The 14,122-nt window shown below is 73.7% G+C and carries 11 protein-coding genes; 5 read left to right on the top strand and 6 right to left on the bottom strand.

Annotated elements, in window-relative coordinates; genetic code table 11:
* The first annotated feature begins 339 nt into the window (after positions 1-339).
* Positions 340-651, top strand: a complete 312-nt coding sequence (locus AB2U05_RS31860; protein ID WP_157882248.1) for a hypothetical protein — start codon at positions 340-342, stop codon at positions 649-651.
* A gap of 15 nt (positions 652-666) precedes the next feature.
* Here the strand turns inward: AB2U05_RS31860 and AB2U05_RS31855 are convergent, their stop codons facing one another.
* Positions 667-1,602: a DUF2797 domain-containing protein gene (locus tag AB2U05_RS31855; RefSeq protein ID WP_369185050.1), complete on the bottom strand. Its 936-nt coding sequence runs from the start codon at positions 1,600-1,602 to the stop codon at positions 667-669.
* Between the two features lie 125 nt (positions 1,603-1,727).
* Between AB2U05_RS31855 and AB2U05_RS31850 the strand changes: the two genes are divergently transcribed.
* Positions 1,728-2,954 (top strand): epoxide hydrolase family protein, encoded by a 1,227-nt coding sequence (locus AB2U05_RS31850; RefSeq protein ID WP_045703136.1) that lies wholly within the window; start codon positions 1,728-1,730, stop codon positions 2,952-2,954.
* Between the two features lie 26 nt (positions 2,955-2,980).
* Here the strand turns inward: AB2U05_RS31850 and AB2U05_RS31845 are convergent, their stop codons facing one another.
* Positions 2,981-3,184, bottom strand: a complete 204-nt coding sequence (locus AB2U05_RS31845) for a hypothetical protein (RefSeq protein WP_369185049.1) — start codon at positions 3,182-3,184, stop codon at positions 2,981-2,983.
* Between the two features lie 243 nt (positions 3,185-3,427).
* On the opposite strand from AB2U05_RS31845, the gene AB2U05_RS31840 reads away from it, so the two are divergent.
* From AB2U05_RS31840 to AB2U05_RS31830, 3 genes are all read left to right on the top strand, one after another.
* A complete protein-coding gene (locus AB2U05_RS31840) occupies positions 3,428-5,575 on the top strand; it encodes a restriction endonuclease (protein WP_369185048.1) in 2,148 nt (715 codons plus the stop codon).
* A 206-nt stretch (positions 5,576-5,781) separates the two neighbouring features.
* Complete coding sequence (locus AB2U05_RS31835; RefSeq protein ID WP_369185047.1) at positions 5,782-6,552, top strand: ABC transporter ATP-binding protein; 771 nt, start codon at positions 5,782-5,784, stop codon at positions 6,550-6,552.
* A gap of 59 nt (positions 6,553-6,611) precedes the next feature.
* Positions 6,612-9,176 (top strand): ABC transporter permease, encoded by a 2,565-nt coding sequence (locus AB2U05_RS31830; RefSeq protein ID WP_369185046.1) that lies wholly within the window; start codon positions 6,612-6,614, stop codon positions 9,174-9,176.
* 96 nt (positions 9,177-9,272) lie between these two features.
* Here the strand turns inward: AB2U05_RS31830 and AB2U05_RS31825 are convergent, their stop codons facing one another.
* From AB2U05_RS31825 to efeO, 4 genes are all read right to left on the bottom strand, one after another.
* Positions 9,273-10,457 (bottom strand): alpha/beta hydrolase family protein, encoded by a 1,185-nt coding sequence (locus AB2U05_RS31825; RefSeq protein ID WP_369185045.1) that lies wholly within the window; start codon positions 10,455-10,457, stop codon positions 9,273-9,275.
* Between the two features lie 175 nt (positions 10,458-10,632).
* Complete coding sequence (efeU, locus tag AB2U05_RS31820) at positions 10,633-11,478, bottom strand: iron uptake transporter permease EfeU (RefSeq protein ID WP_045700139.1); 846 nt, start codon at positions 11,476-11,478, stop codon at positions 10,633-10,635.
* Positions 11,479-11,520: 42 nt separating this feature from the next.
* The gene (gene efeB, locus AB2U05_RS31815; protein WP_369185044.1) at positions 11,521-12,849 is read right to left on the bottom strand and encodes an iron uptake transporter deferrochelatase/peroxidase subunit; all 1,329 of its coding nucleotides are present in this window, start codon (positions 12,847-12,849) and stop codon (positions 11,521-11,523) included.
* A 122-nt stretch (positions 12,850-12,971) separates the two neighbouring features.
* A complete protein-coding gene (efeO, locus tag AB2U05_RS31810; protein WP_045709745.1) occupies positions 12,972-14,120 on the bottom strand; it encodes an iron uptake system protein EfeO in 1,149 nt (382 codons plus the stop codon).
* Positions 14,121-14,122: the final 2 nt, after the last annotated feature.

The raw sequence follows: 14,122 nt of genomic DNA, 5'->3' as shown, positions 1-14,122 counted from the left end.
TGCGAGCGTACAGGCGTGCGGGCGTGCGAGGGCGCGTGCGGGGAGCGCGTGGGGAGCGTGCGGGGGTGGGGCGCGCGGTGGCCGTTCGCGCTCCCCGTACGGGTGGCGGATCGTCAAGAGCGGTGCTGCGACACGGAGAATCGCGCTACGGTGGTCCTCCGCTAGGGAGGGACGGCATATGCCCGAGGTTCAGTCCTGTTCCGGCTGCGGCGGGTCCGGGGGGACCCAGAAGACCGAGGCAACGGTCGAACTGGACGAGGAAGGAAGCATGGCGCCCAGGATCCACGAGTTCTGGTCGCCCTGCGGTCGGTGCCACGGGTCAGGGACGGTGATCGTCGGATGAGGCTGGTCTTCGAGTGCGTCGAGTGCGGTGGACATTACCTGCCACCGGAGGGCATGGCCTACCCGGACGGGCCCGCCTCCCCGCTCTGGTGCGCCACCTGCCAGCACGCCAAGCACGCGGCCGGGCTCCGGGAGGACCCGCTGCTCGCCCGGGTCGCGCTGGCCGCCGCCCGGGCCGCGCTCGCCCGCCGGGCCGCCGACACCGCCGACCCGGCCCCGGCCGGGCGCGGCGACGTCCGGCCGTCCCGGCCGCCGCTGTCCCGCCGCGCCCGCAAGGGGCCGGGCGGGGTGCGCGGCAAGCTGGGCTGAGCTGAGCAGACCCGTCTAGAACAGCGCCTCCTGGGTGTCCGGCTCCGGCGGGCGGACCCGCTCCTCCAGGGTGAGGCCGGCGCTGCGGCGGCCGGTGACGGGCGTCAGCGTCCAGCCGGTGAGGCGCCGGGTGTCCAGCAGCAGCGGGCCGGAGCCGTCCGGCTGGTCGAGGAAGAGGTGCCGGCCGACCGGCGGGCGCAGTGCCCCCGCCAGGACCGCGCCGTCCGCCAGGCCGGCCACCTCCTGGTACGCCTCGGGGGCGCCGCCGGCCAGGCCGAAGCGGTCCACGTGGTCCACCACCGGGCGGTCCGCGAGCCGTTCGACGGCGTGGCCGTCGAGGAGGCGGTGCGCACGCCCGCGGGCCTCGGTGAGGACGGCCCGGCGGTGTGCCGCGTCGCCGTGCGCCCACCAGTGGTCGGTCTTGATCCGGGACTTGAAGCGCTCGCGGGCCATCCCCGAGGCGGCCACGGTGAGTTCGGCGCGGCGCACCGCGGGCAGGGCGCCGCGCGCGGTGAACGCGTAGGCCAGCGCGCCCTGTTCGAGCAGCCGGCTGTCACCGCGCTGCTCGGCGGTCAGGCCGACCTTGAGCAGGCCCTCGCCGAACCAGGCGAGGTAGAGCAGGTAGGTGCGGCCGTCGTCGAGGATCTGGTCCCGGGCGAGGGCGAGGCCGCGGTCCACGCTCTGGCAGGCCGGGCACTGGGTGGCGCCGGCGCCCGGGTCGATCACCGCCCGGTGCGGGCAGGGCGTGCGCTCCGTCGCCCCCGCCAGCCAGGCGCCGGTGCAGCGGCGCGGGCCGCCCAGCAGCCAGCCGACCTCGGCGCCGGGCGTCACGGCGCGTTCGTGCACCCGGGTGCCGGACACGGCCCCGAGCACGGCGCGGCCGTCCTGCCAGCTCAGGCCGGTGGAGATCCAGCCGGCGGGCCGGTCGGAGCGCTGCGGTGCGATCGTCACGTGGTCCTGCCTCCCTTCGGGTCCAGTGAGGCTACCTCGTGGCACTGACAGTAGATTGTCGGCGGCGGACCGTCGCCGGTTGATCCGCCGCCCTGTCGCTCCACCGACCAGGCAAGGAACCCGAGTTGGCCACCGACCCGTTCCCGCTCTCCCCCACCCCGGTCCACCTGCCCGACGCCGTCCTCGACGACCTGCGCGACCGCCTCGCCCGCACCCGCGCCCCGCTCGGCGACCCCGACGACTGGTCGTACGGCGTCCCGCGCGGCTACCTCACCGAGCTGCTCGCGTACTGGCGCGAGGGCTTCGACTGGCGCCGCGCCGAGGCCGCGATCAACGCCTACGAGCACTACACGGTGACCGTCGACGGCGTGCCCGTGCACTTCCTGCGCCGCGCCGGCGTCGGCCCGCGCCCGGTGCCGCTGATCCTCAGCCACGGCTGGCCGTGGACGTTCTGGCACTGGTCGAAGGTGATCGACCCGCTCGCCGACCCCGGCGCGCACGGCGGCGACCCGGCCGACGCCTTCGACGTCCTGGTGCCCACCCTGCCCGGCTTCGGCCTCCCCGGCCCGCTGACCGGCGAACCCGACCTCACCTTCGTCCGGGTCGCCGACCTCTGGCACACCCTGATGACCGACGTCCTCGGGTACCGGCGCTACGCGGCCGGCGGCTGCGACATCGGCGCGCTGGTCTGCGGCCAGCTCGGCCACAAGTACGCCGACTCGCTGTACGGCATCCACATCGGCTCCGGCCAGCGGCTCGACTTCCTGAACGGCGACCGCGCCTGGGACGTCGCCCAGGGCCGCCCGATCCCCGCGGACGCGCCGGCCGACGTCCGCGAGCGGACGATCGAGCTCGACCGGCGCTTCGCCGTCCACGTCACGGCCCAGATGCTCGAACCCGCCACCCTCGCCCCCGGGCTCAGCGACTCGCCCGCCGGCCTGCTCGCCTGGCTGCTCGCCCGCTGGGCCAAGTGGAGCGACCACGGCGGCGACGTGGAGAGCGTGTTCACCAAGGACGACCTGCTCACCCACGCCACCCTGTACTGGGCCACCAACGCCATCGGCAGCTCGATCCGCTACTACAGCAACATCAACCGCCACCCCTGGCGGCCCTCGCACGACCGCCGGCCCGTCGTCGAGGCGCCCACCGGGATCACCTTCGTCGGCTTCGAGAACCCCCCGGGCGTGACCACGGACCAGCGCGTCCGGAGCTTCCTCGCCGGCGACCGGGCCGACTGGTACCACCACGTCAACCTCACCGCCCACGACCACGGCGGCCACTTCATCCCCTGGGAGAACCCGCGGGCCTGGATCGACGACCTGCGCCGCACCTTCCGCGGCCGCCGCCCGTGACGGCGGACGGCCTACCGCCGCCCGGCCTACCGCCGCCCGGCCGACCCGACCTGCGGCGTGACCGGGTCACCGGCCGGTGCCGTGAAGGCGCCGTAGGTGTTGCCCGGGTCCGGCGACGCCAGGCTGTTCCCGGACGGCCAGTCGGCGTGCGCGGCCCCGGCCGTGAGGACGGTGATCCCGACCGCGGCGACCGCCACGGCGGCGCGCCGGAGCCCGGTGCTGATGCTCATGAACTCTCCCCCTGAGTCGACTCGTTGATGATCCTCGCCCACCCCGTGCCCGGTGTCCACCCTCCGGGCGCGAGGCGCGGGGCGCGGGGTGGGGCGGGCCGGGCGGTGGCGCGCGCGTGGCCGCCCCCTCCCCGCGCTTCGCCCGGTGGGCCGCGCACGTTCTATTGTGGCGGGCGCGGTCGGTGCCGACGCCGGGAGGCGGGTGGTGCGGCCGGGACGGCGCGTGAGGCGAAGGGGTGGCTGGTGGCGGGGCGGCGGAACAGCGGGGTGCTGGCGGTCTGGGCGGAGGCGCAGCGGCAGCAGCAGCGCCGGGAGGAGGCCCGCTGGCGCGCCGAGGAGGCGGAGCTGCGGCGGCACGAGCGCGCGCAGCGGGAGGCGCAGCGGGCGGCGGCCCGTACCGAGCGGGAGGCGAAGGCCGCCTACCAGCAGTCCCGGGAGGCGGAGGCGGCCCGGCGGACGGCCGAACTGGCGGCCCGGGTGGAGGAGTTGCGCGGTCTGCTGACGGCGGGTCTGGCGGCGCCGGCGTTCGGTCCGCAGGCCTTGCTGGTGCGGCGCGAGGTGCCGCCGTTCGATCCGGGGCCGCTGGGCGTGCCGGTGGCGATGCCGGACCAGCACGCGGCGGCGTACCACGTGCCGGCGCCGGACGCCGCCCAGGCGCGCAACGCGGGGGTGCGGCGCCAGTACGAGCAGTACGTGGCGCAGGCGCGGGCCCGGTTCGAGCGGGACTGGTACGCGGCGCAGGCCCAGGAGGCGGAGCGGCAGCAGCGGTTGGCCGCGTACCACCGGGAGTACCTGGACTGGGCGGAGCGCTTCCGCCGCCAGGAGGAGGAACGCGGGGCCGGCACCCAGGAGTTGCTGCGCCGGCTGCGGGCGGGCGATCCGGAGGCGGTGCAGGAGTACTTCACGGCCGGGTTGTACGCCTCGGCGGCCTGGCCGGAGGGCTTTCCGCACCGGCTGGTGGCGGCCTGGGAGGCGTCGAGCCGCCAGTTGGTGGTGAACTGGGAGCTGCCGGGCCCGGACGTGGTCCCGGCCGCGGCGCGGGTCCGGTACGTGAAGTCGGACGACCGCGAGGCCGAGGTGGCCCGCCCGGCGACCGAGCGCAAGGCGCTGTACCGGGAGGTGCTGGCGCAGTCGGCGCTGCGGGTGGCGGCGGAGCTGTTCCGGGCGGACCGGGACGGGATGCTGGACTCGGTGGTGCTGAACGGCTTCGTGCTCGGCATCGATCCGGCGACCGGCCGGGAGGCCGAGCGCTTCCTGTCCACGCTGACCGCGTCCCCGGCCGGCTTCGCCGCGCTGGCGCTGGACCGGGTGGCGCCGGTGGAGTGCTTCCTGGGCCTGGGCGGGAAGCTGTCCGCGCGCCCGGAGCGGCTGGACGAGGTGCGGCCGGACCGGCTGCCGGAGACGGTCGGCGGGGTGCCGGCCGGGCAGGGCGGCGAGGACGAGCCGGACCTCTTCGAGATGGACCCGCTCGACTTCGAGGACCTGATCGCCGAGTTGTTCCGGCTGCGCGGCTTCCGCGTGATGACGACGGCCCGCAGCGGTGACGTCGGGGTGGACGTGGTCGCCGAGGACCTGGACCCGGTGACCGGCGGCAAGATCGTCATCCAGGCCAAGCGCTACAAGAAGACCGTGCCGCCGACCGCCGTGCGCGACCTGGAGTCCACCGTCCGCCACCACGGCGCCATCAAGGGCATCCTGGTCACCACCGCGGGCTTCGGCAGGGGCTCGTACAGCTACATCGAGGGCAAGCCGCTGACCCTGGTGAGCGGCCCGGAGCTGGTGGAGCTGCTGGCGGAGCAGGGGCTGCGCGGCCGCCTCGGCGGCGGGAGCGCCCCGGCCCCGGCCGCCGCCGGGCCCCGCGAGGAGCCGGCCGGGGCGCGGAGCAGCCTGACGGTGAGCTGGCAGAGCCGTACGGCCGGCGGGGATCCGGTGGACCTGGACGTCACGGCCTTCCTGTGCGCGCGCGGCCGGGTGCTCAGCGACGAGCACTTCGTCTTCTTCAACAACCCGCAGGACCCGGACGGCGCCGTGCGGCTGCACCCGACCCGCTCGGTGCCGGGCGAGCCGACCCGGGCGGCCCGGCTGACCCTGGACCTGCACCGGCTGCCGGCCGCCGTCGAGGAGGTGGTGGTCGCGGTCTCCACCGAGGAGGAGGAGCCGCCGGCGCTGCCGCTGGGCCACGTGTACGGGCTCGCCGTCACCGCCTCGTACGGGCCCGGGGCGGGCGGGCCGGCCCGGTGGCCGGGCGCCAACGGCGGCGTCCCGGACTCGGCGATGCTCCTCGGCGCCTTCCAACGGGCGGACGGCGGCTGGCAGTTCGCGCCGTCCGGCCGCGCGGTGACGAACGGCCTGGCCGGCCTGGCGACGGCCTTCGGCGTGGCCGTGGAGTAGCGGCTGAGGGGCCGTCCGCGCAGCGGTGGGGACCTTGGTCCTCAGGGCGCCGGGTCATACCTGAGGAGGAGCCCGCCCCCGCCGCGCCGCCGGGTCGGCGGGGGCCGACCCTCCCCGCGGCATACGGATCGGACTCGAACGGCTTGGGAGGATGGAACGGAATCAGCACATCCGTTCCATCCCTTCCCACCCTCGGAGGATCTCTCGTGACGTCGACCGCGACCGCCGTCCGCACCGGCCGGGCGGCTGCCCGCGCCACCGGCCTGAACAAGGTCTACGGGGAGGGCGAGACCAGGGTCGTCGCCCTGGACGACGTCAGCGTCGCCTTCCCCGAGGGCGAGTTCACGGCCATCATGGGCCCCTCCGGCTCCGGCAAGTCCACCCTCATGCACTGCATGGCCGGCCTCGACACCGTCTCCTCCGGCTCCACCACCATCGGCGACACCGAACTCGTCGGCCTCAAGGACAAGCAGCTCACCCGCCTGCGCCGCGACCACATCGGCTTCATCTTCCAGGCCTTCAACCTGCTGCCCACCCTCACCGCCCTCGAGAACATCACCCTCCCGATGGACATCGCCGGCCGCAAGGCCGACCAGGCCTGGCTCGACCGCGTCGTCGACACCGTCGGCCTCTCCGGCCGCCTCGGCCACCGCCCCTCCCAGCTCTCCGGCGGCCAGCAGCAGCGCGTCGCCTGCGCCCGCGCCCTCGCCGGAAAGCCCGACATCATCTTCGCCGACGAACCCACCGGCAACCTCGACTCCCGCTCCGGCGCCGAGATCCTCTCCTTCCTGCGCAACTCCGTGCGCGAACTCGGCCAGACCGTCGTCATGGTCACCCACGACCCCGTCGCCGCCTCCTACGCCGACCGCGTCGTCTTCCTCGCCGACGGCCGCATCGTCGACGAACTCCTCAACCCCACCGCCGACACCGTCCTGGACCGCATGCGCCGCTTCGACGCCAAGGGCCGCACCAGCTGAGCCCGTTCGAAAGCCAGCCCGCAGCTTCCCGAACTACCCCCCAGGACTGACACTCCCCCATGTTCCGCACCGCACTGCGCAACGTCCTGGCCCACAAGGGCCGACTGCTGATGACGACGCTCGCCGTCATGCTCGGCACCGCCTTCGTGGCCGGCACGCTCGTCTTCTCCGACACCTTCGGCAACGCCCTCAGGACCCAGAACTCCAAGAGCTACACCGACATCGCCGTCACGGTCAGCGACAACGGGGCGGTCGGCCCCGGCTACGACCACGGCGCCCGGGCCGACGACGGCCCGCACCTCACCGAGGAGACCCGGACGAAGGTCGCCGCGCTGCCCGGCGCCGCCGAGGCGCGCGGCGTGGTCAGCGGCTTCGCCGGCATCGCCGACCGCAAGGGCGCGCTGATCGGCAACGGCTTCTCCACCACCGGCACCAACTACGTGCCGGGCGCGGACGGCACCGACCCGCGCTACCCGCTGGTCGAGGGCCGCGGCCCGAAGAACGCCGGCGAGATCGCGCTGGACACCCGGACCGCCGACAAGGGCGGCTTCAAGGTCGGCGACACCGTGCGGGTGGCCGTCAACGGCCCGGTGATGGAGCTCCGGCTCACCGGCACCCTGCACACCAACGACCCGCGCGTGCAGGCCGGCGGCTCGCTGGCCGCCTTCGACACCGCCACCGCCCAGCGGCTCTACCTGAGCCCGGGCCGGTTCGCCGAGCTGGACGTCAAGGCGAAGCCGGGCACCGACGACGCCGCACTGCTCGCCGCCGTCCGGCAGGCCGTCCCGCAGGGCGACAGCATCGAGGCCAGGACCGGCCGCGAGCTCGCCGCCGAGCAGGAGCGGATGATCGAGCAGGGCACCAAGTTCCTCACCACCTTCCTGCTGGGCTTCGCGGGCATCGCGCTGTTCGTCGGGATCTTCATCATCGCCAACACCTTCTCGATGCTGGTCGCCCAGCGCACCAGGGAGCTGGCCCTGCTGCGGGCGGTCGGCGCCACCCGCCGCCAGATCACCCGCTCGGTGCTGGTCGAGGCGCTGCTGGTCGGCCTGACGGCGTCGGTCGCCGGCCTGCTGGCCGGCATCGGGATCGCCATCGGGCTGAAGGCGGTGCTCAACGGCCCGATGGAGGCCAACCTGCCGGACGGCCCGCTGATCGTCGCCCCGGCCACCGTCGGCACCGCGATCGCGGTCGGCGTGCTGGTGACGGTGCTGGCCGCCTGGCTGCCCGCCCGCCGGGCCTCCCGGATCGCCCCGGTCGCGGCGATGAGCTCGGCCGAGCAGCCCGCCACCCAGAAGAGCCTGCTGGTCCGCAACACCATCGGCCTGCTGTGCTCGCTGGCCGGCACGGGCGCGCTGGCGGCCGGTGTGGGCGGCAAGGAGGTCAAGCTGGTCGGCCTGGGCGCGGGCGCACTGCTGATCGGCGTGTTCGTCCTCACCCCGCTGCTGTCCCGGCCGCTGATCGCCCTGATCGCCCCGCTGCTGCGCGCCCTGTACGGGACGCCCGGCAAGCTGGCGAAGGAGAACGCGGTGCGCAACCCGCGCCGCACCGCCGCCACGGCCTCGGCGCTGACCATCGGCGTCACCCTGATCACCTCGCTGACGGTGATCGGAGCCTCGGTGAACCAGGCGCTGGACAAGGAGAACGCGAGCGACCTGAGGGCCGACTACACGGTCGCGATGAGCAACGGCTCGATGCTCTCCGCCGAGCTCGCCCCCGCGATCGCCAAGGCCCCGGGCGTCACCGCGACCAGCGTGGTGCGCGGCGTCCCGGTCAAGACGGCCGGCGGTGGCCAGGACAACGAGTGGCTGACCTCGGTCGACGGCGCGACCATCGACCGGGTGTACAAGCTCACCGTCAAGGAGGGCGCGGCCGACGCGCTCCAGCAGGGCAAGCTGCTGGTCGGCCCGTACGCCGTCGAGCACGACGGCTACCGGCTCGGCCAGACGCTCGCCGTCACCTACCCGGACGGCACCAGGGGCTCGCTCACCGTCGGCGGCATCCTCGCCGAGAACAGCGCGCTGGGCAACGTCCTCGTCCCGGACGCCCTGGCCGGCCCGCACGCCACGCCCGGCAGCGGGGTGGACAAGGTCCTCGTCAAGGGCAGCGGCGGCGCGACCGCGGAGCTCAAGCAGGCCCTGCGCGACGCGACCGGCGGCAACCCGCTGATCTCCGTCAAGGGCGACGCGGACGTCAAGGCGGAGAGCCGCTCGATGGTCACCGGGCTCCTGAACATGATGTACGGGCTGCTCGGCATGTCCGTGGTCATCGCGGTGCTCGGCGTGGTGAACACCATGGCCATGTCGGTGTTCGAGCGCCGCCGGGAGATCGGCATGCTGCGGGCGATCGGCCTGGACCGGCTCGGCATCCGCCGGATGGTCCGGCTGGAGTCGCTGCTGATCGCGCTGTTCGGCGGTCTGGTCGGGGTCGGCCTCGGCATCCTGGTCGCCTGGGCGGGCCTGCGGACGCTCCGCGACTCCTTCAAGGGCCTCACCACCGTGGTGCCGCCGGTGCAGACCCTCGGCTTCCTGCTCGCGGCGGCCGCGATCGGCCTGCTGGCCGCGCTCTGGCCGGCCCGCCGGGCCTCCAGGCTCGACATCCTGGAGAGCATCAAGAGCGAGTAGCACCCGCGACGCCGCGAGGGAGCCCCGTACGGTCCTGACCGTACGGGGCTCCCGCGTCCCCGGAACCGTCCGGGGCAGCCGCCCCGAACACCACGACTAGGGCTGGAAGACCACTTCCGGATGGTCCGGCGAGGGGCCGTCCAGCAGCGGGCTGTGGATCCCCTTCAGCGTCTGGTCGAAGAACGCCGTCACGTACTCGCGGGTGATCACCACGCCGCGGGCCGGGGAGAGCGGCGGCGTCGGGAACCCGGCCTGCTCCTCGAGCAGGTCCACGTCGGTGAAGCTGGGGTGGTTGGCGCCGGTGACCGTCAGCCACCTCTTGTAGCCGCCGAGGGCGGCCCAGGCCTTCCCCCACGAGGTGTCGTGACTGCCGGGCGAGCTGTTCTCGGCCGCGCCCAGCATGAGGAACGGCCGGTTGATCCGGCCGGGCGCCGGGGCCGGGTGGAACGTGCCGTCCATGTTCACTCCGGCCCGTACGCGCGGGTCGGCGATCATCGTGGTGGCGGCCGACGCTCCGCCGATGGAGTGTCCGGCCATGCCGATCTCGTGCTTGTCGATGAGGTGGGCCAGGGGCCACGCGGTGGTGCCGTGCGTCAACCGGTCGATCACGAAGGACACGTCCAGCGCGCGGCTGGCGGTGACCCTGTCCATGTCGAACTTCGGGTCGTCGCAGATCGCGCACGACGGCGTCCGGCCGTTGTCCAGCGTTTCGCCGCTGTCCTCGTAGGTCGGGCCGACGAGCGCGACGACGTAGCCGTGACTGGCCAGCTCGGTCGCGAGCGAGGTGAGCACCACGCGCGGGTCCCCGAACCCGGGTGAGAGGACCACCAGCGGATGCTTGCCGCGCTGCGGCCGCGCGCCGTCGAAGGCGTGCGTGGTGACGCCGGCAAGGTTCCGCGGAGTGATGCCGGTGCTCGCCGGTACCTTCGCTCGCTCGATGTGTCCGGCTGCCTCGGCGAGGGTCATGTACGGGGCCGGGGTCCCGGTCCCGGGGACGGCCGGGTAGAACATCGTGACGGTCAGTCGGCGGGGGCCGGACGACGGCACCCACGGGTCGGGGCGGTTCGCGTCGGTGAGGTGGATGACGTCCTCGCCGGCGGCGTAGGGGCCGGTCGGCGCGGGGAGCGTGCCCTGGAAGGACCGCGTGGGCGCGGTGGCCGCGGCCGAGGCCGACTGCGTGGTCGGCGGTGTGGTCGTGGCGGCGAACCCGGCGCCGGTTCCGGTGACGAGGGCGGCGAGCGTCAGGGCCGCGACAGCGCTGATACGGCGATTGCGTTTCATGGGACAGACGCTAGATTCCGCGGCGCCGGATCGAGTCGGCCCGCGGAGGTAAACGTTCCGACGCCGTTCGTACTCCCGGCGAGGTACCGGCGTCACCCACCGGGATGACGTCGATCGGACACGACCGCGCCCCGCCCGGCGGGTGCCGGGCGGGGCGCGGTGGTGAAGTGCCGTGTCAGGCGGCGGACTTGACTGCCGGGGTCTTGGCCGGCTTCGCCTTGCCGCCGCCGAGGACGTTGAAGAAGACGGCCAGCGTCGGCACCAGGTAGAGCAGCCAGACCACCAGCTGCAGCACGGTCGGGTCCGGCTGGAAGTTGAACACGCCCTTCAGCAGGGTGCCGTACCAGCTGTCCTTGGGGATGGTGCTGGAGATGTCGAAGGCGAGCTCGTGCAGGCCCGGCAGCCAGCCGGCCTCCTGCAGGTCGTGCACGCCGTAGGCGAGCACGCCGGCGGCCACGACGACCAGCATCGCGCCGGTCCAGGTGAAGAACTTCGCCAGGTTGATCTTCAGCGCGCCGCGGTAGAACAGCCAGCCGAGCACCACCGAGGTGAGCAGGCCGAGCGCGGCGCCGACCAGCGGGTTCCAGCCGTCCTCCGTCGCCTGCACGGCCGTCCAGATGAACAGCGCCGTCTCCAGGCCCTCGCGGCCGACCGCCAGGAAGGCGGTGACCACCAGCGCCGTCGTGCCCATCGCGATCGCCGCGTCCAGCTTGCCGTGCAGCTCGGTCTTCAGGTGCCGCGCGGTGCGGCGCATCCAGAACACCATCCAGGTCACCAGGCCGACCGAGATGATCGACAGCGAGCCGCCGAGCGCCTCCTGGGCCTCGAAGGTGAGCTGCGAGGAGCCGAACTGCAGCACGGCCCCGAAGGCCATGCTCAGCACCACGGCCGTCAGCACGCCGGTCCACACCGGCGGCAGCTTGTCCCGGCGGCCGGTCTTGACCAGGTAGGCGATCAGGATGCAGACGACCAGGCTGGCTTCGAGGCCTTCGCGCAGGCCGATCAGGTAGTTGCCGAACACGCGGGCTCCTGGAGGGGGTTGAGGTACGTAGGGGACGGGGGGTCAGCCGAACAGGGCCTGGCCCCACCACTCCCCCGGCTTGCGCACGCCCGCCGGGCAGGCGAAGTGGGCGGAGCCGACGTGCTGGATGTACTCGTTGAGCTTGTCGCTGCCCGCGAGCCGCTGCTGCAGCGGCACGAAGGCCTTGCGGCTGTCGCGCTGGTAGGCGAGGAAGAACAGGCCGGCGTCGAGGCGGCCGAGGCCGTCCGTGCCGTCGGTGAAGGAGAAGCCGCGGCGCAGGATCATCAGGCCGCCGTTGGCGTCCGGGTGGGCGAGGGCGACGTGCGAGTCGGCGGGCATCGCCTTCAGGTCGGGCGCGTCGTGCTCCTTGGCCTTGCCGTACGGGGCGCCCTCGCCCTTGGTGCGGCCGAAGACGTCCTCCTGCTCCTTGAGCGACGTGCGGTCCCAGGTCTCGATGTGCATCCGGATGCGCCGGGCGACGAGGTAGGAGCCGCCGGTCATCCAGTCGGCGCCGTCGCCGGGGGCGGCCCAGACGTGCTCGGCCAGCTTGTCGGTGTCGGTGCCCGCGATGTTGTGGGTGCCGTCCTTGAAGCCGAGCAGGTTGCGCGGGGTCTGCGCGTCCGGGGTGGTGGAGGAGGTCTTGCCGAAGCCGAGCTGCGACCAGCGGATGCTGACGGTGCCCATGCCGATCCGGGCCAGGTTGCGGATCGCGTGCACGGCGACCTGCGGGTCGTCGGCGCAGGCCTGGACGCAGATGTCGCCGCCGCTGCGCAGCGGGTCGAGCTTGTCGCCCTTGAAGCCCGGCAGGTCGATCAGCGCCTCGGGCCGCTTGGCCTTGAGGCCGTAGCGGTCGACGCCGTCCTTCTCGAACAGGGTGGGCCCGAAGCCGATGGTGAGGGTGAGCCGGGAGGCGGGCAGGCCGAGCGCCTCGCCGGTGTCGTCCGGCGGCGCCTCGGGCAGGCCGGTGGCGGCGCCGGTGCCGACCTCGCGGCCGCCGGTCATCGCGGCGGCGGCCTTCGTCCACTCCTTGAGCATCTTGACCAGGGAGTCCCGGGTGGCGCGCTCGGAGACGTCGAAGGCGGCGAAGTGCAGGCGGTCCTGGACGGGCGTGGCGATGCCGGCCTGGTGCTCGCCGTAGAACGGCACCTCGGCGGCGGGCTGCGCGGCCGAGGCGGGGGCCGGGTCGTCGTCCTGCCGGGTGGCGGCGGCCACCGAGCCGACCGCGGCGGCGCCGAGCGCGACGCCCGCACCGGCCCAGCCGATCAAGGCGCGACGGCTGACGGCGCTGCGGGGTGCGGTCGTGGCGGTTGCGGTGGCGGTGGCGTCGGTGCCGGCCGGCGTCTCGTTCTGCTGCTGGTTCTCGGCGTCCATCGGCGGCCGGGCCCTTCTCGTTCTCGCTGAACTGCTGTGCTGGACTGCTGTGCTGAACTGCTCGGTGCTGGTTCACCGGGGCCGAGCGGCCCCGGTGCGGGTGAACCGCTGCCGTTGGTCGGCTACTTCACGACCACGGCGGCGGCCAGCTTCGACAGCGGCTCGCCCAGCGAGTTGACCGCGTCGGAGAAGGCCTTGCGCTCGGCCTCGGTGACCTTGTCGTAGGACGTGAAGCTGCCGTCCGCCTGCTTGTACTTGGCGAGCAGGGCGTTGATGGCGGTGAACTCGGAGTCCAGGGTCTTGGACAGCTCCGGGTCCTTCTCGGCGGCGACCGGCTTCAGCAGCTCGTAGGCCTTCTGCGCGCCCTCGACGTTGGCCTGGAAGTCGGCCAGGTCGGTGTGGCTGTAGCGGTCCTCCTCGCCGGTGATCTTGTTGGTGGCGACCTCGTCCAGCAGTTCCTTGGCGCCGTTGGCCATGCTGGTGGCGGTGATCTCGGCGGAGGGGATCTTCTTCTGCCAGTCCTTCAGGTCGGCGACCAGCTGGTCGGCGAGGGTCTTCTCCTCGTCGCCGATCTTCGCGTCGGCCCAGAGCGCCTTCTCCAGCCGGTGCCAGCCGGTCCACTTCTGGCCCTGCTCGACCTTGTCCTCGCGGGTGTCGGTCTTCGGGTCGACGTCGCCGAAGCTCTCGGCGACCGGCTCGGTGCGCTCCCAGCCGGTGCGCGAGGGCGCGTACAGCGACTTGGCCTTCTCCAGGTCGCCGGCCTTGATCGCGCCCGCGAAGGCCTCGACGGCCGGGATGGTGGCGTCCGCCTGCTCCTGCGCGTACTTCCGGTAGGCGTCGACGGCGCCGGCCAGCCGCGGGTCGGCCGGGGCGGCGCTGCCGCTCGCGCCGGTGACGGTGATCTTCTGGCGGATGCCGTCGCCGACCATGCCGGGCTTGCAGGCGATCTCGTACGAGCCGGCCTTGATCTCGGCGTTGATGCTGGCCTTGGTGCCGGGGCCGATGTTCTCGCGCTCGGTGACGATCTTGTCGCCCTCGCCGTAGACGTAGACCTCGGTCGTCTTGGAGCCCTTGTTGCTGATGTCCAGCACGACGTGCCCGGCCGGGAAGGTCGTCTTCGAGACCTCGCAGGCGCTGTCGGTGGCGTTCACCTTGACCGCGTCCGCGTCGCCGGCCTTGTCGTCCTTCTTGGCGGCGCAGCCGGCCAGGGCGGCGGTGGCCACGGCGAGGGTGAGCAGCGCGGCTGCGGTGGAACGGCGGCGGGCGGACATAC

This window comes from Streptomyces sp. Y1 (assembly GCF_041053115.1).
Lineage (GTDB): Bacteria > Actinomycetota > Actinomycetes > Streptomycetales > Streptomycetaceae > Kitasatospora > Kitasatospora rubellomurina.
The sequence above is the reverse complement of the archived record's forward strand: the minus strand, read 5'-3'. Positions and strand labels throughout refer to the sequence as shown.

Bases quoted from the DNA above. Each gene is read 5' to 3' on its own strand.
- AB2U05_RS31860 (WP_157882248.1), top strand. From the start codon at position 340: ATGAGGCTGGTCTTCGAGTGCGTCGAGTGCGGTGGACATTACCTGCCA.
- efeO (WP_045709745.1), bottom strand. From the start codon at position 14,120: ATGTCCGCCCGCCGCCGTTCCACCGCAGCCGCGCTGCTCACCCTCGCC.
- AB2U05_RS31830 (WP_369185046.1), top strand. From the start codon at position 6,612: ATGTTCCGCACCGCACTGCGCAACGTCCTGGCCCACAAGGGCCGACTG.
- AB2U05_RS31825 (WP_369185045.1), bottom strand. From the start codon at position 10,457: ATGAAACGCAATCGCCGTATCAGCGCTGTCGCGGCCCTGACGCTCGCC.
- AB2U05_RS31845 (WP_369185049.1), bottom strand. From the start codon at position 3,184: ATGAGCATCAGCACCGGGCTCCGGCGCGCCGCCGTGGCGGTCGCCGCG.
- efeB (WP_369185044.1), bottom strand. From the start codon at position 12,849: ATGGACGCCGAGAACCAGCAGCAGAACGAGACGCCGGCCGGCACCGAC.